This is a genomic window from Ruegeria sp. HU-ET01832, assembly GCF_040371315.1.
Lineage (GTDB): Bacteria > Pseudomonadota > Alphaproteobacteria > Rhodobacterales > Rhodobacteraceae > Ruegeria > Ruegeria lacuscaerulensis_A.
The window spans coordinates 261,022-285,206 of the sequence record NZ_BAABWL010000003.1 but is presented as its reverse complement, the minus strand read 5'-3'; the positions used below and the strand labels follow the sequence as shown (position 1 = coordinate 285,206).

Sequence of the window (24,185 nt, the reverse complement as noted above, 5' to 3'; positions counted from 1 at the left end):
TCTGTATCAACTCTGCTTGATTTCAGCAGGCCGCTTTGCTGGTCTGCGAGTCTTTGATGTCCGAAGTGCCGCTGTCTTAGGCTCTGGCGCAGGCAGGTCAAGCACTTGTCGCAAGTCTCGAACCATAGCTATCAGCTCGGTTGTAGGTTGCGGAATATCTCCAACAATCCTCTCGATCAGATCAACAGCTTTGCTGCGCTCTTCCTCGGCGGGTAATAGATCAGACAAGCTGTCGAGGGCGCCTTGTTCGTCAAACGTCGTTATGATCGTCTGTTCGTGCAAAAGGCGGCGACGTTGTTCAACCGTCAGGTCTTTGAACGGATCCTCATGTTTAAACACATGAGCCCAACGATCCAATATTTCCGAGCGAAAACTTTGATTGCTGTAGGCCAGCAGGATCAACATGCGGACAACAGCTTCGGCGACGCCCCCGTGTTTCATATGGGCCAAAGCGGCCTGCACTTCGGGAAGGGCCTTCAGTCCTTCAGGGTCTGGCAAGGTTCGATGGGCCGCATTTTTTCGCCCAAACCACGTCGCCACCGGGCCGCCCCACATTGAAAAGAACGCGGCTTCGTACCAGGCATCGCGCAGGTCCCGGCCCAAGTCCATCATCTGCTCGATCCAGTCCCCTGTCAGTTTCTCCAATTGCAAAAAGGGATTGTCCTGCGCAGCAACCAAGCGGTTTTCCTTGGCCAAGTCAGCGGCCATTTTCACGGGCAACATCGCAGGCTGAGCGGAAGACGCCAACGCACGTTGCTGCCGCAAAGGATGAAGATCTTGCAAAGCCTGACCGGTGGTCGGCGTAACCGCAGATTGCACGAAAGGGCGGCCAAAGGTTTCGTAGATATTTGCCTGAGTTTCCGACATATGCGCTACAGCAGCAAAACAGGTCTCGTCCTGCTGCCCGTCATCCAGCGCTGCCACATCTTTCAGTGTCCGCTCCAAAAAGCGGACTTCGAATTTCTTGTCGAGCCCCTCGCCCTCGACGTTTTCGATCTTCATCTCATAAAGCCCCGGCGCCATGGCTTCGACCGTTTCAAGGGTCGAGGCAAGCTCGGTATGCTCTTTCCGCGCGACTTTGGACGATACGAAAATACCCAGATGCCCGACTTCGTCGTGCAACATGTAAACGATCCGCTGACCGCGCAGGCGGATTTCTTCTTCGTCGGTATAGGTTGCGGCAATCCAGTTCAGCGCCTGTTGAGGCGGTGTGATATTGTCACCCTGGCTGGCGAAAACAAATATCGGGCCCTTCACTGCCTTGATGTCGATTGGCACACCGGGCTCCAGCTGCGCCGTGTTCTTGACCAAACGATTGCCCACAAACAGCTGCTCGACGATCCAGTGGATTTCGGCTTCGTTCAAAATGAAGTAACCACCCCACCAGCGTTCAAAGTCCAGAAACCGCTGGCGGCCGCCTTCGGGATCACGATAGAGATCAAAGTACTTTCCAAAGTAATTCCGGCTGGGGTTCAGCTGTTCGAAATTCATCACCAGATTGGCACCGTCAAACTTGCCAGCACCCAGATCGGACCAAAACATCGGCTGCCATGTGCCGCCCAGAACTCCAGCATTGTACCGCATCGGGTTTTCCCCGACTTCGCCTGACCAAGGGGCAATCGGCGCTCCGTTCAGCACAAGCGGGCCCGTCAAATCGGGGTTGCAGGACGCCATGATCAACGTGGCCCAACCGCCCTGACAGTTACCCATGACAACAGGTTGAGGACTGTTGGGATGGCGGGCGTTTACCGTTCTGACAAATCCAGCCTCGGCATGCATGACGTCGGCAAGGGTCTGGCCCGGCACCGGGTCACGACCAAAGCTGACAAAATAAACCGGGTGCCCCTTGGATAGCGCTACCCCGACCTGACTGTCGGTTTTAAATCCGCCTATACCACCACCGTGGCCCGCCCTTGGATCAATGATCACATACGGGCGTTTGGTGTTGTCGATTTTGAGACCTTCAGGCGGCACGATCTGCAACAGCTGATAGTTGCAAGGCCGCTTGAGCTGCGCGCCATCCACCACAACTTCGTAATCGTAAACCAATACGGGTGGGCACCCAGCAGCTTCGTGTTCAAGGAAAATATCGCCGCGCTCACGCAGCACATCCATTGTCAAAGCGACCCGCTGGCTTGCGTCCTTCAGGTAATCCGCCCAATCCTTCGCAATGAACGATGAGCCAGCAATTCGCGCAGACGCGTCTGCAAGGCCCTGAAGCAGGTTTCGCGTACGCTCGGAGTGATCCGTCGCGATTTTACTGGATTGCAACGCAGCTGACTTTGACAAAAAGTTCCATTTGACCTGCGATTGTTCCAGCGCATTTTCAACGGCACTATAGGTTCTGTCATTTGCGACGGCTGCATCGCGGGCCATATCGGACCCGAACTGCAGAGACTTGGAATGTGTATTCGGTATCATGAGGGCATCCTTTAACCGACGATACTGTATCCGCCGTCGATGGGATGGACCCCACCGGTGACGTTGAATGCTTCGCGACTGGCAAGAAAAGCGGCATAGGCACCGACATCCTCGATCGTCGCCAAATGGTGCGTGGGTGCTCGGGCGGCGGCATCTGACAGCAGGGCATCGAATTCAGCCAGCCCAGAGGCAGCCCGTGTTTGTAACGGGCCAGGCGACAATGCGTGAACCGAGATACCCTTTGGCCCCAGCTCCGCAGCAGAATATCGAACAGCAGCTTCAAGCGCCGCTTTGACCGGGCCCATGATACTGTAATTTTCAACGACCCGGCTGGCACCCAGAAACGAGACCGTCATGCAGGTGCCGCCACGATCCATCAATGGTTCTGACAGACGGATCATACGCAAAAAAGAATGGACCGAGATATCCATGGCCAATGCAAACCCCTCGGCCGAGCTGTCCACAACGCGACCATGCAAATCATCACGCGGAGCAAACGCGATCGAATGCACCAGTGTATCCAGCCGACCCCACCGCGCGCCAATCTCATCAAACAGCGCCTGCGTCTGGTCTGGTTTTCGGACATCCAGCGGCATAACGATTTTTGCCCCGACCTGATCCGCGAGGCCTCGCACATGCAGTTCGGCCTTGTCATTGAGATAGGTCAATGCGACCTCGGCCCCCTGCGCATGCAGGGCGCGGGCACAACCCCAGGCAATCGACTGATCATTGGCCACGCCAATAACCAGCGCTTTCGTTCCATCCAGGCGGAACATGGTGCCGATCCCCTCGTTTTTTCTGCGCTGCAGCATAGGCGATTCCACCCAAAACCACAAAGTTTACGCTACGGCATAGCGTCCAAAACCGCCCATGCCGCAGCGCCGCATAACAAGAGAATGTAACAACCGCACAAGAGTTGTGCTGAATATCGGCGGGTTGCCAATTAGATGTCTAAAGTGTGCTCTTTCTCCCAACGCGAGAAATGGCTGACGAAGGAATTCCATTCCTGATGCTTCATCTTCAGGTAGGCGCTGGAAAATTCGTGCCCCATCGCCGCCTTCAGCCCCGCGTCACTGTCATAGGCGCGCAGCGCGTCCAGCATGTTCAACGGCAGTTTCGGTGCGTCGGTCACGGTGTGACCCTCGGCATACATGTCGATATCATGACGCGGGCCGGGATCGGCTTTGGAGCGCAGCCCGGACAGCCCCGCCGCGATGATCACCGCTTGCAGCAAATAGGGGTTCGCAGCCCCGTCCGCCAAACGCAGCTCGAACCGGCCCGGACCGGGCACGCGCACCATATGGGTGCGGTTGTTGCCCGTCCACGTCACGGTATTGGGTGCCCAGGTCGCGCCCGACATGGTGCGCGGCGCGTTGATGCGTTTGTAGGAATTCACCGTAGGATTGGTGATCGCCGCCAGCGCGCTGGCATGTTTCATGATCCCGCCGAGGAAATGCTTGCCCTTCTCGCTCAGACCGACCTCGCCAGTCGGGCCGTCGCCGTCACCCGCGAATACGTTGGTCTTGGCATCAGCCCCCGGTGCATCCCAGACCGAGATATGGGCGTGGCAGCCATTACCTGTCAGCCCCTCGACCGGTTTGGGCATGAAGGTGGCGCGAAACCCGTGTTTCTCGGCCACGGATTTAGTCATGAACTTGAAGAACGAATGTTTGTCGGCGGTGCGCAGAACATCGTCAAACTCCCAGTTCATCTCGAACTGGCCATTAGCGTCCTCATGGTCGTTCTGATAGGGGCCCCAGCCCAGTTCCAGCATATAGTCGCAAATCTCGCGCACAACGTCATAGCGGCGCATCACCGCCTGCTGGTCATAGCAGGGTTTGGCGGCGGTATCGAACGGGTCGCTGATCTGTTCGCCATCGGGGGTCAACAGAAAGAACTCGGCCTCGACCCCGGTTTTGACATGCAGCCCTTCGGCGGCGGCCTCGTCGATCAGACGGCGCAGAACGTTGCGCGGGGCTTGGGCCACGTCTTCACCCTCCATCACACAGTCTGCTGCAACCCACGCAACTTCGGGCTTCCAAGGCAGCTGAATGACCGAGGACGGATCGGGCACCGCCAACATGTCTGGGTGCGCCGGGGTCATGTCCAGATAAGTGGCGAACCCGGCAAAGCCTGCGCCTTCGATCTGCATCTCGTCGATGGCTTGTGCGGGGACCAGTTTGGCCCGTTGTCCACCGAACAGATCGGTGAACGAGATCATGAAGTATTTGACGCCTTTTTCCTTGGCGAAAGCAGCCAGATCTGTCGTCATGGTCGGCTTTCCTTTCCCTGTTGAACCCAAAAGAAAAGGCGCGGCCCCGGTCAGGGTCGCGCCCGCTTGTCTCAGAACCCCGGCTTGCCCGGATACCACTCTGTCCCCGCCAGAGGCACGCGCGCCATGGCGGCAGCCTCCATCGTCAGGGCGCACAGGTCTTCGGGCTCCAGATTGTGCAGATCGTTGTGGCCGCAGGCGCGCGCGATGGTCTGCGCCTCAAGTGTCATGACCTTGAGGTAATTGCGCAGACGCCGCCCGGCCTCAACCGGGTCAAGGCGCGCCGCCAGCTCCGGGTCTTGCGTGGTGATGCCGGCCGGATCGCGGCCTTCATGCCAGTCGTCATAGGCCCCGGTTGTGGTGCCCAGCTTTTGATACTCGGCCTCCCATTTCGGATCATTGTCGCCCAAGGCGATCAAAGCCGCCGTGCCGATGGCCACCGCATCTGCACCCAGCGCCATTGCCTTGGCCACGTCAGCACCGTTGCGAATACCGCCCGAGATCACCAGTTGCACCTCGCGATGCACACCCAGATCTTGCAATGCCTGCACGGCGGGGCGGATACAGGCCAGCGTCGGGATACCCACATGTTCGATGAACACGTCCTGCGTGGCCGCAGTGCCGCCCTGCATCCCGTCCATCACCACCACATCAGCCCCGGCTTTCACCGCCAGCGCCGTGTCGTAATAGGGTCGCGTCGCGCCGACCTTCACGTAGATCGGCACCTTCCAGCCCGTGATTTCGCGCAGTTCGAGGATTTTGATCTCAAGGTCATCCGGGCCCGTCCAATCCGGGTGCCGACATGCCGAGCGCTGGTCGATCCCTTTGGGCAGGGTCCGCATCTCGGCCACGCGGTCGCTGATCTTTTGGCCTAGCAGCATCCCGCCGCCGCCGGGTTTGGCGCCCTGCCCCACCACGATCTCAATCGCATCGGCCTTGCGCAAATCGTCGGGGTTCATGCCATAGCGCGAAGGCAGATACTGATAGACCAGTTTCGAGGAATGACCGCGTTCCTCGGGTGTCATACCGCCGTCACCGGTGGTGGTCGACGTGCCCGCAGCGGACGCTCCGCGACCCAGCGCCTCTTTCGCGGGGCCGGACAACGCGCCGAAACTCATGCCTGCGATGGTGATCGGAATATCCAGCTGTATCGGGTTCTTGGCAAATCGCGTGCCCAGCGTGACTGAGGTGTCACAGCGTTCGCGATAGCCTTCCAGCGGATAGCGGCTGACCGAGGCCCCCAGAAACAGCAGATCGTCGAAATGCGGCACCTTGCGTTTCGCGCCGCCACCGCGAATGTCATAGATGCCCGTTGCCGCCGCCCGCCGGATTTCCGCGTTGACCGGGTTTGAAAACGTTTCAGACTGTATCGGCATCGTGCGTGGTGTGTGATCGTCCATAACGGTCTTCCTCAGTATTCTGCCGCGTTGTCGACATCGAAATTATACAGCTGGCGGGCCGAGCCATAGCGTTTGAACTCTTCGGGCTTGGCATCCGCGCCTGCGCGGTCCAGCAGGTCGGACAGTAGGGTCAGATGTTCGGGGCGCATCTCTTTTTCGATGCAATCCGCGCCCAGACTTTTGACCGAGCCGCGCACGAATAGCCGCGCCTCGTACAATGAGTCCCCCAGCGCGTCACCCGCATCGCCGCAGACCACCAGCGTCCCCGCCTGCGCCATGAAGGCGGACATATGGCCGATATTGCCATGCACCACGATGCTGATCCCCTTCATGGAAATTCCGCAGCGCGAGCTGGCATTGCCCTTGATCACCAACAACCCGCCATGGCCCGTGGCCCCGGCATATTGACTGGCGTCGCCTTCAACGATCACTGTGCCCGACATCATGTTCTCGGCCACGCCCGGCCCGACCGAGCCTTCGACCCGAACGGTCGCCTGCTGGTTCATCCCCGCACAGTAGTACCCGGTCGAGCCTTTGACCGTGACCTCAATCGGAGCGTCCAAACCAACAGCGATGGCGTGACTGCCCTTGGGGTTCTGAACCTGCCACTGGGTCTGGTTCGTCTCGGTGCTTTGGGCCTGAAGGGCGGCGTTCAGCCCGCGCAGGCCCTGTTCGGCAACATCATAGCTCTGCATTTTAGCGGCTCCAGAAATAGACGGTTGCGGGTTCGGGTTCCCAGACGCGGGCATCCTCGATCCCCGGCAGGTTGACCAAGGCGCGGTATTCGCTGCCAAAGGCCACGTACTGATCGGTCTCGGCCATCACCGCCGGTTTGCAGGCGATGGGGTCGCGAACCACGCCGAACCCATCCTTGGTGCCGACCACAAAGGTAAAGAACCCGTCGAGATCCTCAAGGCTGCTTTCCAGCGCCTCGCCCAAAGTGGCCCCATTTTGCATCCTCCACGTCAGATAGGCCGCGCCAACCTCGGTATCGTTCATGGATTCGATGCGCACGCCTTCACGCATCAGTTTGCGGCGCAGCGCATTGTGGTTGGACAGCGATCCGTTGTGCACCAAGCACTGATCCGCGCCGGTGTTGAACGGATGCGCCCCTTCTGTGGTGACGGCGGATTCAGTCGCCATGCGTGTATGGCCAATCCCGTGGCTGCCGGACATCGAGGTCAATTGGAATCGCTCCGCCACCTCTCGAGGCAATCCAACTTCTTTGTAAATTTCGATCGCATCGCCATCGGACATGATCCGTAGGCCAGGGCGCAATTCCCTCAGGGCCTGCCGCGCAGCGCTGACTTTGTCGTTGGCCACGCTCAGAACCGCATGAGTGTCATTGCGGCCCAAGCTGACGGGGCTGGTCAAGACGTCGGCCAAATCTTCGGCCAGAGTCTGAAAATCCGCATCCGGATTGTCGGATTGCACGGTGAGCTTTGCCTGATCTCCGACAGGTCCATAAATCGCGATCCCGGCGCTGTCCGGGCCGCGATCCGTCATTGTGATCAGCATATCTGTCAGCATCGCGCCCAATTGAGGCTCGAGCGTTTTGTCCTTCAAAAAAAGGCCGACAATTCCACACATGTGTCAGCTTCTCCTGTGTTGAGTTGGGCAGACGCTAACACCTGAACTTCAGATTATCAACAAAGGGAAATTAATATTCATAGGGGGAATATTTTCGGCTATCTATTTCCCCCGCATTCAAAAATCACGGAGAGCAACCCCGCAAAACCTCAGCAGCGGGTTATCAATCGCCGAATCGTGACTAACGCGTCTGCGGATATGAGATGATCGACAGGTAACGGGCTGGCAGTTTGCGCAGCACCTCGGGTCCATGCGGTGCGTCCGCATCAAAGAACAACGTATCACCCGGCTCCAGCAGATAGATTTGATCGCCGTGTCTGTAATCGACTTCGCCTTCAAGCATGTAGAGCATTTCAATCCCGTCATGCTGGAACGTCGGGAAAGTGTCGGACTCTTCCGTCAGCGTGATCAGATAGGGTTCGACCACAACACCGCTGGCATTAGACCCCATATGACCCAAAAGGCTGTATTGATGGCCTGCGCGTGTCCCGGCCCTCTCGGTTTCAATGCCTTCCCCTGCTTTGGTGTGGGTTGCGTTTCGGGTTTCTTCGTATCTGCGGAAAAATGCAGTAATCGGTGTGCTTAGGGCATTGGCCAACGATTGCAGCGTCGTCAATGAAGGCGATGTGTATCCGTTTTCGATTTTTGACAGCATACTGATGGATAACCCGGTCAGCCTCGACAATTCCGCAATTGTTACACCCTGCTGCAACCTCAACGCGCGGATTTCCCGACCGATCGCCGTTTCGAGATTCTTTTCACCGGGGTCCCTGACCTTGTGGGGATCCTGAGAAAACTGAGGTTTGGACCTATCGTTTGATGCTTTCACCAACCTATCCTTAACGTCTTTCGCTTCGTCGTTATCGCCTGCAATTTTCCTGAAAGGAAACATATTTTCAAAACTACATTCCTGCGCAACCTCCGGTGATTTGTGTTGACCGGCGATCTGATCTCGGGCAGTGACGCATTTGATGGTTCCCTGGGGCATGCTCCTGCGGTGAAAAGGGAATACGGTGAGGTTTAAGTGCCAAGTCCGTAACTGCCCCCGCAACTGTAGGCGGTGAGCGAAGCCAATATCCCACTGACATGAATAATGTCGGGAAGGGTGGCCAAGCCTCGACTCGCAAGTCAGGAGACCTGCCATCGCAACCGAAACCAACCCGGGGCGGGGCGTCCTGGAAGGAGGCTTGATGGTACCTCTTACGCCTTTATGCGCGACCGCGTTTCAGTACGGCCCCAGCGGCCGTGGAACAGGCGCTTGATGGTCGAGACCACTGATCATTTCGTTCTGATCTGCGCGACCTGTCAGGGTCTGGAGGCAGCGCAGCACATTGCGGATGCCTTGTGCCCTGAATTGCCTGCGGGTTTCGCAGTGCGCACAGTAGATTGTATGGCTGGATGCGATCACCCGGTCACTGTCGGATTTCAGGCCCTGGGAAAAGCCCAATACCTGTTTGGTGATATCGGCAGCGAGCAGGAGCTGAATGCTCTTGCCCAATTCGCCGCGCAATACCTGGGCAGCGCAACTGGTTGGACAAAGGCCACAGACAGGCCTGCGCCTCTGATAACTAAGACATTGGCGCGCATGCCGGCGTTGGCTGTTCGAGAAGCTCGATGATGAGCAGACCCTTCCTGCAGGCGCGTGGTGTAGCCTACTATTCTTTTCACGGTGACGTTCTGTTGCAGGACATCTCGTTCGATCTGGAAGAGGGGTCGGTTCTGGCCATTGCCGGTCCGAATGGCGCTGGCAAAACCACTCTGCTGAACTTACTATGTGGCGCTGAAGCTCTGTCTGAAGGCGACGTTCTGGTGCAAGAGCAGAGCTTGAAAACATTGTCAGCGACGGAGCGCGCCCGAAAAATTGCCGTCGTTAGTCAGCAGGAATATCCCGATGGGCGGTTGCATCTGCGTGACTATGTGGCACTTGGGCAAATTCCAATTCGCTCGGACCGCTCCTCTGAAGATCACGCAAACGACTTGACGCGAATTCTGGACCTGACCGGCCTTATGGAGCTTGCCGACAAGCGCATGGCAGTGTTGTCGGGTGGCGAACGTCAGCGCGCCCATATCGCGCGTGCGCTGGCGCAGAACCCTACTCTTCTGTTTTTGGACGAACCGACGAACCATTTGGATCCCGACGCCAAAGGGCGGATGCTGTCGCTGGTCGCTGGACTGGGGATAACCGTCATAATGATTGTCCATGACATTGTCATGATCCCCGAATTCGCCACCCATGTCGCATTAATGAAATCTACCCGGCTGACCGGCTTTGGCCCTGTTTCGGAGGTCCTGACGACTCAACATGTGCGCGACACGTTCGGCGTCGACTACTTGTTCTTTCAGCACGACGGTCGGATGATCCCTGCGCTGGACATACGAAAAACCACTGTTTCCCAACCCTCCAGGAGATTTCCAAAATGAAACATATCTTGTCCGTGGCTCTGGTTATGGCCATGGCGGGCGGTGTTGCTGCGCATGAAGTGACCGTAGACAATTGTGGTGAACCGCTGGTGTTTGAAACCCAGCCCGAACGGTTGGTCGTACATGACATGAACATGACCGACATGGCCTTTGCGCTGGATCTGCAAGACAAAATCGTCGGCCTCACGGGCATCACCGGCTGGTACAAAACCAGTCCTGAATTCGACACGCTACGTGGAGATATCCCCGAACTGGCACCGAAATATCCATCGGTGGAAAATATTGTCGCGGTTGAACCCGATCTGTTCTTCGCCGGCTGGTACTATGGAATGCGCCCCGGTGGGGATGTAACGCCAGAAACGCTTGCCCCGTTCGGGATCACAACCATGATCCTGACTGAAAGCTGCGTTCATTTGCATAAAGACCGCCCCGAGGCCAGCATGGACCTTTTGTTTGACGACATTCTGCGACTGGGCAAAGTCATGCATGTCGAAGACAAGGCCGAAGCGCTTGTATCTGGTTGGAAGGATGAACTAACCGCAATCGAGGCACAAACCGCAGACTTACCGAAACCTCGAGTGTTTCTGTTGGATGGCCCGGCGGACGCTCCGTTCACTGCTGGGAAATACGCAATCCCCAACGCAATGATAGCAGCGGCGGGTGGTCTCAACGTTACCCGTGATATGGACACAAGCTGGGGTCGCACGTCATGGGAAACCGTGGCAGCCGCGAACCCTGAATTTCTAGTGCTGTTGGATTATCAAACCGGAAACGGAGCGGCGGATACGTTCAGGTTTCTGCAAGAACATCCTGTGATGTCACAAACCGACGCGGTCAAAAACGAGCGCTGGATCGGTTTGCGGTACGAAGAATTGACCCCTGGGCCGGCAAACATTCAGGCCATCGCAAAATTGGCAGCAGCCATGCGCACGGGTCTGAACTGATTTGGGCCGTCTGGGGCTGACACTTTTGATGGGGGTGGCCATTCTGGCCGCCCTACTTCTGGTTTCGACAATCTACGGAACCACATCCATTCCTCTGTCCGATACGGTCTTAGCTATTCTGCTCGGCGCTGGTTTGGTCGAGGGAGACATGTCACCCCTTAACCGAATCGTCTTCGACCTGCGCCTGCCCCGCGCGCTTTTTGCCGCCGTGATCGGCGCTGGCCTTGGAGTTGTTGGAGTCGTGCTGCAAACGACTACGCGAAACGATCTGGCCGACCCGTTCCTGTTCGGTCTTTCCTCCGGTGCGGCGGCGGGGGCAGTGTTCGTCATTACGGTGACTGGTGACATACTGGGGTTCTGGACTTTGCCGATAGCAGCATTTTGTGGGGGTCTGGTGGCCTCGGGCATTGTGCTGGCTCTTGTCCACGGGCTGCGAACCAGTGCACCGGAAAAGCTAATCCTGGCTGGGCTTGCCGTGTCGTTTCTGTTCTCGGCGTTGACTAATTACCTGATTTTCGCAGGTGACAACCGTGCTGCGCATTCTGTCATCTTCTGGATGCTGGGCGGATTGGGTCTGGCGCGTTGGGAAACCTTTCCGCTCGTATGCGCGGGTTTGGTCCTAATTCTGGTCTATTCACTATATCGCAGCCGTTGGCTGGACGCCTTGTTGACCGGTGACATGACGGCGTCGACACTGGGTGTCCCGGTCCAGTCGCTGCGGTTCAAGATGTTCTTTGTTGCCGCTCTGGCTACGGCTGTATTCGTTTCGGTCGCCGGGGTGATCGGGTTCGTCGGGCTGATGGTTCCGCATATCGCGCGCGGAATTGCCGGACCACTGCACACCCACTTAATCCCTGCGGCCGCGGTGGTCGGCGCTGTTCTGCTGACCGGGTCCGATATCCTCAGCAGACTGCTGCTGGCCCCGCAAGAACTGCCGGTCGGCATAGTGACCACCTCGTTAGGGTCCGTTTTCGTGTTCATTTTGTTGCTGAGAACTGCAAACGCGAAACGGTAGGTCACACCGAGCCTGTTCACTCATTCTTGGGCTGCAAACTGTGGTCACCCGTCAAATTCCGACATTCATTTAAAAATATATCCTAGATCAACCTTAAGAGTGCCCAAAAAATGATCTAAATCAAAACCGGCTCGGTGCAAAAACGCTAAGCGGAAATTAGCAAACAAAAGAAACGACGAGAGCCAGGTCTAAAATGGACCAAGTGACGACCCGTCGCGCTTTCCTGCGCGCCCGATTTCAAGAAGAGGACGGCAAAATAGCCCGGCCTCCGGGATCGGTCGGCCAGGTCTTTTATGATCAATGCACAAAATGCCGAGACTGCGTCGTGGCTTGCCCCGAAGGCGTTCTTTCAATCGCGGCAGATGGATTTCCCGCGTTCACTCCAACCGAAAATCCCTGCACGTTTTGCGGCGCGTGCGCCGAAGCCTGCCCAACACCGGCGCTTGATATCAGCCGATTGGCCCTGTGGCGATGGCGCGCGTCGCTTGAAAAGCAAGCATGCCTATCCATGAACGGCGTCAGCTGTCGCATCTGTCAGGACAATTGCGAGCAGAACGCAATCCGATTTTCGCTCCAAACCCAAGGGCGCGCGGAACCCGCTTTGAATGTTGACGCGTGCAATGGATGCGGATTGTGCGAGGCGCTTTGTCCTGCTGACGCACTTACACTGAAGCATAACCCTCAACCTCAAATGGAAGCGATACAATGAACATCTGCGGTTGCCTTGCCCATGTCGCGCCGGACTATGCTGCCAATGCGGCGCAATCCATGGCCGCAACTCCGGGCGTCGAACTCCACGCCCAGACCGAAGACGGCCGTTTCGTCGTCGTTGTCGAAGATACCCCTGAACGCCTTGCGTCCGAGACCATCATGGATCTGCACCAGATCCCAGGGGTCGTGTCTCTGACGTTGACCTATCACCATTTCGAGGACCTCGCAGAGACCCGCCCGCGTCCCGATGCCCCAAGCCAAACCACCAGCCGGAGGCTCACGCTATGACACATTCTGAATCACGCCGGACATTCCTCAAGGCCACTGCGGCCACAGCCACAGCCTCGGCCGCCGGTATTCCGCTGGCCACAGGCGCAGCCGACGCTCAGGCGGCAACGCCGGATATCCGCTGGGACAAAGCCGCGTGCCGGTTCTGCGGAACGGGCTGTTCCGTTCTGGTTGGCACCAAGGAAGGCCGCGTTGTGGCCACTCAGGGCGACCCGGACGCGCCGGTGAACCGCGGCCTGAACTGTATCAAGGGCTATTTCCTGTCCAAGATCATGTATGGCAAAGACCGCCTGACCACTCCGTTGCTGCGCAAAACCAATGGTGAATACGACAAGAATGGCGAGTTCGAACCGGTCAGCTGGGACGAAGCCTTTGATGTCATGGCCGCCAAGTGGAAAGAGGCGCTGGCCAAGAAAGGCCCGACCAGCGTGGGCATGTTCGGCTCGGGTCAGTGGACGGTCTGGGAAGGCTATGCCGCCGCCAAACTGATGAAAGCTGGCTTCCGCTCGAATAATATCGACCCCAACGCGCGCCATTGTATGGCTTCGGCTGTTGTTGGGTTCATGCGGACCTTTGGCATAGATGAGCCGATGGGCTGCTATGACGATTTCGAGCACGCAGATACATTCGTTCTGTGGGGTTCCAATATGGCCGAAATGCACCCCATCCTGTGGTCGCGCCTGACAGACACGCGTCTGACCAAACCGGGCTGCGAAGTTCATGTCCTGTCAACATTTGAACATCGTTCTTTCGAATTGGCGGACAATGGCATCGTGTTCAACCCACAGACCGATTTGGCGATCCTGAACTATATCGCCAACTACATCATTCAGAATGGTGCGGTGAACGAAGACTTCGTCAAAAAGCACGTAAACATCACCAAGACGGCAACCGATATCGGTTACGGCCTGCGCGACGAAAACCAACTTCAGCAAGACGCGGAAAACCCGAACTCGGGCAAAATGGAACCCATCAGCTTCGAAGAATATGCCAAAGCTGTTGAGCCATACACTTTGGAATATGTATCTGAACTCTCGGGTGTTCCCGCTGACAAGCTTGAGAAACTTGCGAAACAATATGCGGATCCAAACCGGAAAGTCATGAGCCTTTGGACCATGGGTTTCAACCAGCATACGCGCGGTTCGTGGGTGAACTCGCTGATGTATAACGTCCACCTTTTGGTTGGCAAGATTTCCGAACCCGGCAACTCGCCCTTCTCGCTCACCGGCCAACCATCTGCCTGCGGCACCGCCCGAGAGGTTGGCACATTTGCCCACCGCCTGCCCGCGGACATGGTTGTCGCGAATGACGAGCACCGCGAGATTTGTGAAACCGCATGGAAAATTCCCGAAGGTACAATCCCGCCCAAACCGGGCTTCCACGCTGTTTTGCAACACCGAATGCTGAAAGACGGTGTGCTGAATGCATATTGGGTTCAATGCAACAACAACATGCAAGCCGCCCCGAATATCAATGAGGAAGGGTACCCCGGTTATCGCAATCCTGAAAACTTCATCACAGTTTCAGATCCCTATCCAACCGTCACCGCAGTTTCAGCTGACCTGATCCTGCCAACGGCTATGTGGGTCGAGAAAGAAGGCGCATATGGCAACGCCGAGCGCCGCACTCAGTTCTGGCATCAACAGGTTAAAGCGCCGGGCGAGGCTAAGTCCGACCTTTGGCAGCTGATGGAATTCTCGAAGCGCTTCACCGTAGAAGAAGTTTGGGGCGAAGAGCTGCTGGCCAAGATGCCGGAACATCGCGGCAAGACCATGTTCCAGGTTCTGTTCGAAAACGGCAATGTCGATCAATACCCGCTGTCAGAAACTGCCGAAGGGTTCGACAATGACGAATCCGAACATTTCGGGTTCTACGTCCAAAAAGGCCTGTTCGAGGAATATGCAGGGTTCGGACGCGGCCACGGACATGACCTTGCCCCCTTTGAAATGTACCACGAAGCGCGCGGTATGCGCTGGCCGGTCGTGGATGGCAAGGAAACGCTGTATCGCTTCCGCGAAGGGTATGACTCGTATGTCCCCGAAGGTGCGGGCGTCAAATTTTATGGGCACAAGGATGGCAAGGCCAAAATTATCTTCGCGCCCTACGAACCTGCTGCTGAAGAGCCGGACAATGAATACGATTTGTGGCTCTGTACTGGTCGGGTTCTGGAACACTGGCATTCGGGTTCGATGACCCGTCGGGTTCCGGAATTGCACCGCGCCTTCCCGTCAGCCGTTGTTTTCATGCACCCCGACGACGCACGGGATCGCGGTCTGCGGCGCGGTCAGGAAATTGTTTTGTCCACCCGCAGGGGTGAGGTGACCAGCCGGGTCGAAACCCGCGGGCGCAACAAGGTGCCACGTGGGCTGGTCTTCATGCCTTGGTTTGACGAGCACCAGTTGACCAACAAACTGACGCTAGATGCAACCTGCCCGTTGTCGAAGGAAACCGACTACAAGAAATGCGCCTGTAAGGTCGAGCGCGCGTAAGAGACTGGCAAGGCAAAGGTAAGACCCATGTCAGGTGTTGGCTCTCCCCTCTCGCCGCAGCGGCGCCGGTTCCTTCAAGACTCGGCGCGCGCCGCAGGCGGCTGCGTGGCGGCCGGGTCCATGTTGGCCTGGCTGGCACGCGACGCGCGGGCTTTGCCAGCCGAGGCATTGCGTCCCCCTGGAGCCTTGCCGGAACAAAACTTCCTGTCCGCCTGTATCCGTTGCGGCCTGTGCGTGCGAGACTGCCCCTATGACACGCTGAAACTGGCCGAGCTCGGCGTCGATGCCGTCGCCACCGGCACACCCTATTTCACCGCTCGCGACGTGCCCTGTGAGATGTGCGACGACATTCCCTGTGTCGCCGCCTGCCCCACCGGGGCGCTGGACCCTGCGCTGGACAATATCGACGACGCCGATATGGGCGTGGCCGTTCTGGTCGACCAGGAAAACTGCCTGAACTTTCAGGGCCTGCGCTGCGATGTTTGCTACCGGGTCTGCCCGGTGATTGACGAAGCGATCACGCTTGAAACCGCGCACAACACCCGTTCTGGCCACCATGCGCTGTTCATCCCCACCGTTCATGCCGATCGCTGCACCGGCTGTGGCATGTGCGAGAAAAGCTGCGTTCTACCAGAAGCCGCGATCAAGGTTCTGCCCACCCGGCTGGCGCGTGGTAGCAGTGCTGACCACTATCGCAAGGGCTGGGAAGAAAAAGCCGCCAAAGGCGCGCCCGTGGTCGAAGGTATCATTGACCTGCCCGACCGCCTGCCCGGACCGGGTACCGATAATCTGGTCACGCCGGGCGGCTTTGCGCCGGAGTACAATTTGCCGGGGGCCGGACAATGAGCACCCGCACCCATATGCCTGTCGGACAGGAAGCCATCGAAGTCAAAGGCTGGATCGGCGCGCACAAATACCTGCTGCTGCGCCGTGCCTCTCAACTGTTCTTTCTGGTTCTGTTTCTGCTGGGCCCGTGGTTTGGCATCTGGATCATTCAGGGCACGCTGGCCGGGTCGCTGACCCTTGGCGTGCTGCCGCTGACCGACCCGCTTGTGCTGTTGCAAAGCGTGGTTGCCGGGCACTGGCCCGAGCTTACCGCCCTGATCGGAGGCCTGATTGTTCTGGTCGCCTACGCGCTGATCGGCGGTCGGGTTTATTGTTCCTGGGCCTGTCCGATCAACCCCGTAACCGATGCCGCCCATTGGCTGCACCGCAAGCTGGATCTGCCCAAAGGCTGGCAACCCAAACGCGGTACCCGGCTGTGGATCCTAGCTACGGTGCTGATCGTTTCGGGTCTGACCGGCATCATTGCGTGGGAGCTGATCAACCCGATTACCATGCTGCATCGCGGGCTGATTTTCGGCGCGGGCTTTGTCTGGGCGATGATCGTTGCGATCTTCTTCTTCGACCTGTTCGTGTCACGCCACGGATGGTGCGGGCACCTGTGCCCGGTCGGAGCATTCTATGGCCTGATTGGCACCAAAGCGATGTTGCGTGTCAGCGCGCCCAATCGCGCAGCCTGTGACGACTGCATGGATTGCTTTGCCGTTTGCCCGGAAAACCACGTCATCTCACCCGCGTTACGCGGCAAAACCGGCACCACACCGCTGATCCTGTCGCCCGACTGCACGAATTGCGGCCGCTGTATCGATGTCTGCGCGGTCGATGTCTTCAAGTTTACTCACCGGTTCGACGACCAGGTCGCCGCGCCTTTCGATCCCGTTCCCGCGCCCGAGAGGCGCGCAGCCAGACCTACCTAAGGGAGTGCCAAGATGAACAAGCCAATCCTGACCGGCGTCACCGCCCTGATCCCCGTTTTACTTCTGAGTAGTTTCGCCCTTGCCCAATCCGCGCAAGTCGAAGCCCTGCGCGGGGCCGAGGTTAATGAACCCGTTCCACTCGATCAGGTCCACCGCACTATCGAAGGGCGTATGCAGAGGAATTACCGACAGCAACCTCCGCTGATCCCGCATTCAATCGACCAGTACCAGATTGATCTGCGGACCAACCAATGCCTGTCCTGCCACGACTGGACAAAGGCCGGTGAGCGCAACGCACCCACTTTATCGATGACGCACTACCTGGATCGCGAAGGACGTGAACTGGATCAAATCGCCGGTACTCGGTACTTCTGCAATCAGTGTCATGTTCCGCAGGCAGACACGCCCGCGCTCGTCGACAATGTTTTTGAACCTTCTTCCGGAAACTGATCCAACGCTTGACTGAAAGGAGCACCGACATGGCAGACTCCCCCGAAAAACGCGGCTGGATAGGCCGCATCTGGAACGCGATCTGGACACCGGCCGTCATGTTCAGCTCGGGTTTTCTGGTGCTGGCAGGTTTTCTGGCTGGCATCCTGTTCTGGGGCGGGTTCCACTGGACCCTGGAACTGACCAACACCGAGGAATTCTGCACCTCGTGTCACACGATGGAGACCAATCTGGGCGAATACCGCGAAACGGTTCACTATAACAACCACTCGGGCGTCCGGGCTATTTGTTCGGATTGTCACGTTCCCCATGAATGGAACCACAAAATCAAGGCCAAGATCATGGCTGTCAAAGACGTTTATCACGAGTTGGCTGGCACAATCAGTACGCCTGAAAAATACGAAGACCATCGTCTGAGTATGGCCTCGGCTGTGTGGAAAAAGATGAAGGCATCGGACAGTCGCGAATGCCGCAACTGCCATAATTTCGACTACATGGACTTCACTATTCAGGAAACCCGCGCCGCGTCCGAACACCAAAGGGCGATCGACAACAACATGACATGCATCGACTGCCATCAGGGCATCGCACACAGCCTGCCACCCGGATACCTGGAACAATACCAAGAGGTGACGGAAACTCTGGCGAGCAAAGCGTCTGGAACGCTGCAAGATCAGGTTGCTGATAGCAGCGCAGAAATCCGGTCATTCCTGACCAAGCAGGCCGACTGAGAAAGGGCACGATATGCTTGAACTTCTGGGAACAATCGGCGCCAACATTATCAGCCTGCCGGGCATCTTGGGCCTTGCGCTGGGTATGATGACCCGCAACCTGATGCTAGGCGCGGTTATGGGCGGTGTCGTCGGTGTGCTTGAAACGCTTATCTTCGCACACTGGTCCTTTGCCAATATCCAGACCATCGAATTGGTTATCGCAGTCGTCGTCGGCTTCTGCGCCGGAGCACTTGGATCGGCGATCCGCATCAAAGGTGCGACTGTCTAACCAAACGGTATCGGCGACGCGAACCTTCGCGTCGCCTACGCGCTTCCCGTTGCGCGCCTGAACGCTCAACTTGATCCAAATCCGTTTCCACCGCATGATCCTGCAATGGGTTTTGAAGTCGGAACATGGCTGCAAGAACTTGGGTTGGGTCAGTACACTGATGCGTTTCGGCAAAACGACGTCGACGCGCGTGCGCTGCCTCTGCTTACGAATGACGACCTCAAGGAAATAGGGGTGTCATTGGGCCACAGGAAAATCCTGCTGGCTACCATTCAGGAATTCGATCAACAAGACCATGTCTATTCTTCGGCTACTTCTTTGCTTCCGGATCAAGCGGTTAAAAACGATGAGGCCGAACGCCGGCATTTGACGGTGTTCTTCGCTGATCTTGTCGGCTCGACAGAACTGACGAACCAATTGGACCCCGAAGACATGCGCCTGCTGTTGCAAACCTATCAGGACGCAGTTGCAGGTGCGGTATCACGCTATGGTGGCTTCGTCGCCAAGTATCTTGGCGATGGATTGCTGGTCTTTTTTGGTTGGCCGCGTGCATTCGAAGACCACGCCTTGCGCGCGGTTAAGGCCGGTTTAGAGGCTATCTCCCGGGTTCAAAAGCTCCGGACACCTTCCGGTCAACCCCTGGCCGCACGTATAGGCATCGCAAGTGGCGATGTAGTCGTTGGCGATACAATCGGCGAAAACACACATGAAGAAGGCGCGATGACGGGCCCAATCCTCAACCTTGCTGCTCGGTTGCAGGAAAAAGCCCCGCCGAACACGGTTGTTCTGACCCAAGAGGATTCGCAAGCGATGCTGCATCGTATTTTCGAATTCTCGTCGCTTGGGCGCGTAGACCTTAAGGGATTTGAAGACCCCCGAGAGCTCTTGCAGGTGGTTAGTGAAAGGCAAGCTGAAAGCCGGTTTAAAGCTGCACATCGTGATGACGGATCAAACCAGCTTGTTGGGCGCAGTTCCGAAAAGGGTATCCTGCAACAAACCTGGCTTCGCGCCCGCGCAGGACAGGGTGAAGTCATTCTGCTGACCGGAGAAGCGGGCATAGGAAAATCACGCCTGACAGAAGAATTTCTGAACGACGTTACGAATGCAGGTCAGGCTGATATCATCAGACTGAATTGCTCGCCATATCTAACCAGTAGTCCGTTCCATCCTGTAACCGAGCGAATATCGCAGGATGCAGGAGTGGAGCCAGGCTTCGACGACGACCAGGTGTTGCGCCACGTCCGGGCCATGCTCGAAGCGCGGCAAGGCATCGACTTGGATCAGGTTCTTCCCGTTTTTGCAGCCTTGGTCGCCCCCGCAAGCGCATTGGCTCGGGATATTCTGGACCTGTCTCCGCAGGAACAGCGCGACATAACTGTGCAAACGTTGATAAAGACGGTGCAGGCGCGGTCGCAGGTTAAACCGGTCGTTCTGTGCGTCGAGGATGCGCATTGGATCGACCCGTCGACGAACGCCTTGCTTGATCGGTTCCGGGCGATCTGCGCAGATTTGCCGCTGATGATCCTGATCACGCACCGCCCTGGCTGGGAACTACAGCGCGACGCCGGTGATGCGCACGTCCAGACCTTGCACCTGCGTCGTTTCAACTTTGAACAAGTTGAAAACCTGATCCAAAACATATCGGGCCAGTCACCAGACGCGTCTCTGGTTCGCCTGATCATGGAAAAAACCGACGGCGTGCCTCTATTCGTCGAAGAACTTACCAGCGCATATATGGAAGCCGGGGAAGAAAATCTGGCCGTTCCGTCTTCGTTGAAGGGCGCATTGATGGCCAGGCTCGACGCTGTGTCGCCAGAGGCAAAGCAAATGGCGTTGACAGGCGCGGTCATCGGTCGCGAGTTTGCGCTGGACCTTCTGGCGGAGGCAATTGATCTGGAAAGACCGAACCTGCAGTCGGGGCTGGCAGAACTGGTGGAAACGGGACTTGTTTTCGAAAGCGGACACAGCCGCGGCCAATTTGTTTTCCGGCATGCCCTGATCCGCGATACCGCATACCAATCCATGCTGTCTGCGACCCGAAGAACCCAACACGCAAACGTAGCCAAGGCCCTGACACGCCTGCGATCGGCCGAGATTGCGCGCCGACCTGAATTGGTCGCAAGGCATTTGACCGAAGCGGAAGACTGGCAGATTGCGTTCACGCAATGGAAATTGGCAACAGAAATGGCCCTTGCCCGGTCTGCCAGTCAAGAAGCGATGGCCAACGCGACCGAGGCACTTCATGCTGCAGAGAACCTTGGAACGCAAAACAGCGCCGAAACAATCACGGCGATGGTTCTGGTTGGGCGCAGCTACGACAGCCTCGGGGATCTGCCTCAAGGGATTGCCAAGCTCAAACAAGCCTCCGACGCGGCCCGAACACTGGGACATGCCGGGCTGTCCGCAGACATCGCGCAGCACTTCGCGGATTCATGCATGATGTCCAGCCAACGTCACAACGAGGCGATCTCATTGTGTCTTGAGGCACTGAATGGTCTGCCCGAAGACGACGAAAGACGCCAGTGCCAGTTGATGAGCCAACTCGCTCGGGCCTATATGTTTATCGGTCAGTTTAGTGAAGGGGCGGCGTACGGTCACCGCGCCATGAAACTTGCGGCAAATCTCGGTGACTACAAATCGCAGTTCTCCGTCATGATGATGCGTTTTGGTGCCCCGTTTGTGGCTCGGCAGGATGAAGAGGCGCGAAATTGGCGGCAAAACCTGCAAGCCATGCACGACGTGGCCGAAAAACTGGGCACGATTGACCAAGGGCGCGACCGGACCCTCAGCCTGTTTGTTGGGGCCGAGATGGCAGACAGGGTTATGCTTGACCGCTCGCTCAAGCTGCTGACAGAGGTCTCGCAAAAGGACAATCACCTGCAGCTTTACTGGGTTCAAATCCACGCGCGCGCGATGGTTGCCATCATGGAAGGCGCTTGGCAACAAGCCGAAGCATTCGCGACCGAGGCTGTAAAGATCGGCCGAAAAACCCACGGTAAACACATCGAAGGTGTGTTCGGTGTGCAGATGTTCACGATCCGGCGCGAACAGAACCGGCTTCACGAGGTCGCTCCGGTGATCAAGAAACTGATGGACGAAGACCCCGACGACATCACTTGGAAACCTGGCTTTGGTCTTATCGCCGCCGAGTTGGGCTATTCCGACCCGGCCGAACGGATTCTCAACGAATTGGCAGCAAACGGTTTCGACCTACCGGCAGATGCCATGTATTCGACTACGCTGTCATATCTTGCGGATATTTGCGTCGCGGTTGGCAGGCAAGACCACGCGCAAACGCTGTTTGACCTGCTTTTGCCCTACGAGGACCTGACGATCACTGCTGGTGCCACCACCGTTTGCACTGGGGCAGCCGCACGTCGGCTAGGCAATCTGGCAACCTTGCTGGGCGACCGCGATATCGCAGAACATATGTTGACCAGAGCAATCGAGATCGACACAAATATGGCCAGCCCACCGTGGATCGCGCACAGCAAGGCTTCATACGCGTCTGCTTTGCGAAAATTCGGGCATAAGCAGAACATCGAACATGCGTTTCACCTAGAGGCCGAAGCGTTGGCAATCGCACAGAATTTGGGTATGGTTTCCCTTATGTCTAAGCTTGAAGGAACGGTCACTTAGTTCATAAACGCATGCCCTGGGGGTGCATATGCCAAGATATATTATTGAACGCCATTTCGCCGAACAGCTGAATATCACGGACGACGGCAAAGCGCACATCAAGGAAATTAACGATGAGGAGGGGGTCGAATGGATCTTCTCGTTCCTTAGTGCCGATAAACGCAAAACCTATTGTCTTTACGAAGCGCCTGACGAGGAAAGTCTGAGAAAAGCAGCCGCGCGCCTGAATATTCCGGCAGATGTTATAACTCCGGTAGATCGGATAGATCCGGGAGTTTTCGCGTAAGACGCGATAATTGAAACTCCGATTTCTATCAGAGGCAAGTGGCAAGAGACCTTCCATTATTAAGGAAGGCATCGAATATGTTCGACGTAAAAACTCTGCATGGGACTTCGGCCCAAGTTGACCAGTCTTCACTGGATGATCTTAGTGCGGCTTTGCGCGGTGGCGTGTATTGCGAAGGCACTGCGGAATACGACGCAGCACGCACAACCTGGAACAGTATCGTGGATCGCCATCCTGGATTCGTCATTCAGGCTTTGGGTGCAAGCGACGTACAAAAGGCAGTGAATTTTGTAAGGGACGCTGGTCTGGTCATGTCAGTTCGGTCGGGCGGACATCAGATCGCCGGTCACGCTGTTGCTGACGATGCGGTTATGCTGGACTTGTCCCAGATGCGATCGGTCCACGTCGACCCGATGGCCAGAACCGCTAGGGTCGCACCTGGCGCCTTGCTGGGCGACGTTGACCGCGAGACGCAGGCCCACGGCTTGGCCGTTCCGCTCGGGATCAACTCGACAACCGGTACAGCCGGATTGACCCTGGGCGGAGGTTTTGGCTGGACCACACGCAAGTTTGGAATGACCATCGACAATCTGCTTTCAGCCGAGGTGGTCACAGCGGAAGGTATGATCGTCACTGCATCACCGTCCAGCCACCCCGATCTATTTTGGGCAATCCGTGGCGGCGGGGGGAATTTCGGCGTCGTCACCTCGTTTGAATTCCAACTGCATCCTCTCGGTCCTCAGGTCCTATCCGGACTGATTGTTCACCCCATCGAAGCCGCGCCAGGCTTGTTGGCCGAGTATGTGCAAATAGCGGATTCTGCACCCGATGAATTGACAGTCTGGAGCGTGATGCGCAAAGCGCCCCCTCTGCCCTTCCTGCCCGACGAATGGCACGGGCGGGAAGTTCTGATCTTTGCCGCCTGCTATGCCGGCCCCATGGGAGATGGCGAGGACGCCATGAAGGAACTACGCGGGTTGGGCTCTCCGATTGTGGATGTCATTTCGCCCCACGCCTTTGTGGACTGGCAGGCGGCGTTTGACCCGCTTTTGACACCAGGCGCACGGAACTACTGGAAAAGTCACGATTTCAGCACGTTGTCATCAGATGCGATAACGGGGTTGCTGAATGGTATCTCCAGCTTGCCCGACCCGGCATGCGAGGTGTTTATTGCGCATGTGGGCGGTGCCATGGCCCGCGTGTCTTCCGACGCCACCGCATATCCGGAACGGTCCGCGCATTTCATCATGAATGTCCATACCCGGTGGGAGGACCCGCAAAAAGACGACGAATGCATTGCATGGGCACGCGCGCTCTATGATCGTATGACGCCCCATGCCACCGGCAGCGCCTATGTCAATTTCATGCCCGAAGATGAGGCCGATCACATGGCCGGTGCCTACGGTGAAAACGGGATGAAGCTGGCCAAGGTCAAGGCGCAGTATGATCCGGAAAATCTGTTCCGGCTTAACCACAATATTCTGCCCGCCTGACTCG

22 protein-coding genes and 1 riboswitch are annotated in these 24,185 nt (G+C 57.2%); of the genes, 15 read left to right on the top strand and 7 right to left on the bottom strand.

Features of this window, described 5'->3' with window-relative positions:
- Nucleotides 1–6: 6 nt before the first annotated feature.
- From ABWV79_RS11265 to ABWV79_RS11235, 7 genes are all read right to left on the bottom strand, one after another.
- Entirely contained in the window at nucleotides 7–2,421 is a 2,415-nt protein-coding gene (locus tag ABWV79_RS11265; protein ID WP_353391996.1) for a DUF3141 domain-containing protein, read from the bottom strand.
- A gap of 11 nt (nucleotides 2,422–2,432) precedes the next feature.
- Nucleotides 2,433–3,233: an enoyl-ACP reductase FabI gene (gene fabI, locus ABWV79_RS11260; RefSeq protein ID WP_502949859.1), complete on the bottom strand. Its 801-nt coding sequence runs from the start codon at nucleotides 3,231–3,233 to the stop codon at nucleotides 2,433–2,435.
- A gap of 131 nt (nucleotides 3,234–3,364) precedes the next feature.
- Nucleotides 3,365–4,693 carry a type III glutamate--ammonia ligase gene (glnT, locus tag ABWV79_RS11255; protein WP_353391995.1) on the bottom strand — a complete coding sequence of 443 codons (1,329 nt, stop codon included), beginning with the start codon at nucleotides 4,691–4,693 and terminating at the stop codon, nucleotides 3,365–3,367.
- Nucleotides 4,694–4,764: 71 nt separating this feature from the next.
- Nucleotides 4,765–6,093, bottom strand: a complete 1,329-nt coding sequence (locus ABWV79_RS11250; RefSeq protein WP_353391994.1) for an FMN-binding glutamate synthase family protein — start codon at nucleotides 6,091–6,093, stop codon at nucleotides 4,765–4,767.
- Nucleotides 6,094–6,104: 11 nt separating this feature from the next.
- Nucleotides 6,105–6,788, bottom strand: a complete 684-nt coding sequence (locus ABWV79_RS11245; RefSeq protein WP_353391993.1) for a GltB/FmdC/FwdC-like GXGXG domain-containing protein — start codon at nucleotides 6,786–6,788, stop codon at nucleotides 6,105–6,107.
- A gap of 1 nt (nucleotide 6,789) precedes the next feature.
- Nucleotides 6,790–7,683: a class II glutamine amidotransferase gene (locus ABWV79_RS11240; RefSeq protein WP_353391991.1), complete on the bottom strand. Its 894-nt coding sequence runs from the start codon at nucleotides 7,681–7,683 to the stop codon at nucleotides 6,790–6,792.
- Between the two features lie 181 nt (nucleotides 7,684–7,864).
- A complete protein-coding gene (locus ABWV79_RS11235; RefSeq protein ID WP_353391990.1) occupies nucleotides 7,865–8,512 on the bottom strand; it encodes a helix-turn-helix domain-containing protein in 648 nt (215 codons plus the stop codon).
- 126 nt (nucleotides 8,513–8,638) lie between these two features.
- Nucleotides 8,639–8,842: riboswitch (cobalamin riboswitch) on the top strand.
- A gap of 102 nt (nucleotides 8,843–8,944) precedes the next feature.
- On the opposite strand from ABWV79_RS11235, the gene ABWV79_RS11230 reads away from it, so the two are divergent.
- From ABWV79_RS11230 to ABWV79_RS11160, 15 genes are all read left to right on the top strand, one after another.
- Entirely contained in the window at nucleotides 8,945–9,301 is a 357-nt protein-coding gene (locus tag ABWV79_RS11230; RefSeq protein WP_170355145.1) for a DUF1636 family protein, read from the top strand.
- Nucleotides 9,301–10,104 carry an ABC transporter ATP-binding protein gene (locus tag ABWV79_RS11225; RefSeq protein WP_353391988.1) on the top strand — a complete coding sequence of 268 codons (804 nt, stop codon included), beginning with the start codon at nucleotides 9,301–9,303 and terminating at the stop codon, nucleotides 10,102–10,104. Before ABWV79_RS11230 ends, ABWV79_RS11225 begins: the two co-directional genes overlap by 1 nt.
- Nucleotides 10,101–11,048, top strand: a complete 948-nt coding sequence (locus tag ABWV79_RS11220) for an ABC transporter substrate-binding protein (protein ID WP_353391986.1) — start codon at nucleotides 10,101–10,103, stop codon at nucleotides 11,046–11,048. The genes ABWV79_RS11225 and ABWV79_RS11220 overlap by 4 nt, the downstream gene beginning before the upstream one ends.
- A 1-nt stretch (nucleotide 11,049) precedes the next feature.
- A complete protein-coding gene (locus ABWV79_RS11215; protein WP_353391985.1) occupies nucleotides 11,050–12,063 on the top strand; it encodes a FecCD family ABC transporter permease in 1,014 nt (337 codons plus the stop codon).
- Between the two features lie 193 nt (nucleotides 12,064–12,256).
- Nucleotides 12,257–12,772, top strand: coding sequence for a ferredoxin-type protein NapF (napF, locus tag ABWV79_RS11210; protein ID WP_353391983.1), 516 nt, complete (start codon nucleotides 12,257–12,259; stop codon nucleotides 12,770–12,772).
- On the top strand, nucleotides 12,769–13,062 hold the full coding sequence (locus tag ABWV79_RS11205) for a chaperone NapD (RefSeq protein WP_170355149.1): 294 nt from the start codon (nucleotides 12,769–12,771) through the stop codon (nucleotides 13,060–13,062). The genes napF and ABWV79_RS11205 overlap by 4 nt, the downstream gene beginning before the upstream one ends.
- Entirely contained in the window at nucleotides 13,059–15,551 is a 2,493-nt protein-coding gene (napA, locus tag ABWV79_RS11200) for a nitrate reductase catalytic subunit NapA (RefSeq protein ID WP_353391982.1), read from the top strand. The genes ABWV79_RS11205 and napA overlap by 4 nt, the downstream gene beginning before the upstream one ends.
- Nucleotides 15,552–15,578: 27 nt before the next feature.
- Nucleotides 15,579–16,397, top strand: a complete 819-nt coding sequence (gene napG, locus ABWV79_RS11195) for a ferredoxin-type protein NapG (RefSeq protein ID WP_353391981.1) — start codon at nucleotides 15,579–15,581, stop codon at nucleotides 16,395–16,397.
- Complete coding sequence (gene napH, locus ABWV79_RS11190; RefSeq protein ID WP_353391980.1) at nucleotides 16,394–17,311, top strand: quinol dehydrogenase ferredoxin subunit NapH; 918 nt, start codon at nucleotides 16,394–16,396, stop codon at nucleotides 17,309–17,311. Before napG ends, napH begins: the two co-directional genes overlap by 4 nt.
- Nucleotides 17,312–17,323: 12 nt before the next feature.
- Nucleotides 17,324–17,761: a nitrate reductase cytochrome c-type subunit gene (locus ABWV79_RS11185; protein ID WP_353391979.1), complete on the top strand. Its 438-nt coding sequence runs from the start codon at nucleotides 17,324–17,326 to the stop codon at nucleotides 17,759–17,761.
- 29 nt (nucleotides 17,762–17,790) lie between these two features.
- Nucleotides 17,791–18,492 carry a NapC/NirT family cytochrome c gene (locus ABWV79_RS11180; protein ID WP_170754182.1) on the top strand — a complete coding sequence of 234 codons (702 nt, stop codon included), beginning with the start codon at nucleotides 17,791–17,793 and terminating at the stop codon, nucleotides 18,490–18,492.
- Nucleotides 18,493–18,505: 13 nt separating this feature from the next.
- Nucleotides 18,506–18,763 carry a hypothetical protein gene (locus ABWV79_RS11175; RefSeq protein ID WP_170355155.1) on the top strand — a complete coding sequence of 86 codons (258 nt, stop codon included), beginning with the start codon at nucleotides 18,506–18,508 and terminating at the stop codon, nucleotides 18,761–18,763.
- Nucleotides 18,764–18,868: 105 nt separating this feature from the next.
- Nucleotides 18,869–22,402: an AAA family ATPase gene (locus ABWV79_RS11170; protein ID WP_353391977.1), complete on the top strand. Its 3,534-nt coding sequence runs from the start codon at nucleotides 18,869–18,871 to the stop codon at nucleotides 22,400–22,402.
- A 28-nt stretch (nucleotides 22,403–22,430) separates the two neighbouring features.
- Nucleotides 22,431–22,688, top strand: coding sequence for a DUF4242 domain-containing protein (locus ABWV79_RS11165; RefSeq protein WP_170355157.1), 258 nt, complete (start codon nucleotides 22,431–22,433; stop codon nucleotides 22,686–22,688).
- A 77-nt stretch (nucleotides 22,689–22,765) separates the two neighbouring features.
- On the top strand, nucleotides 22,766–24,181 hold the full coding sequence (locus ABWV79_RS11160; RefSeq protein ID WP_353391976.1) for an FAD-binding oxidoreductase: 1,416 nt from the start codon (nucleotides 22,766–22,768) through the stop codon (nucleotides 24,179–24,181).
- Nucleotides 24,182–24,185 lie beyond the last annotated feature (4 nt).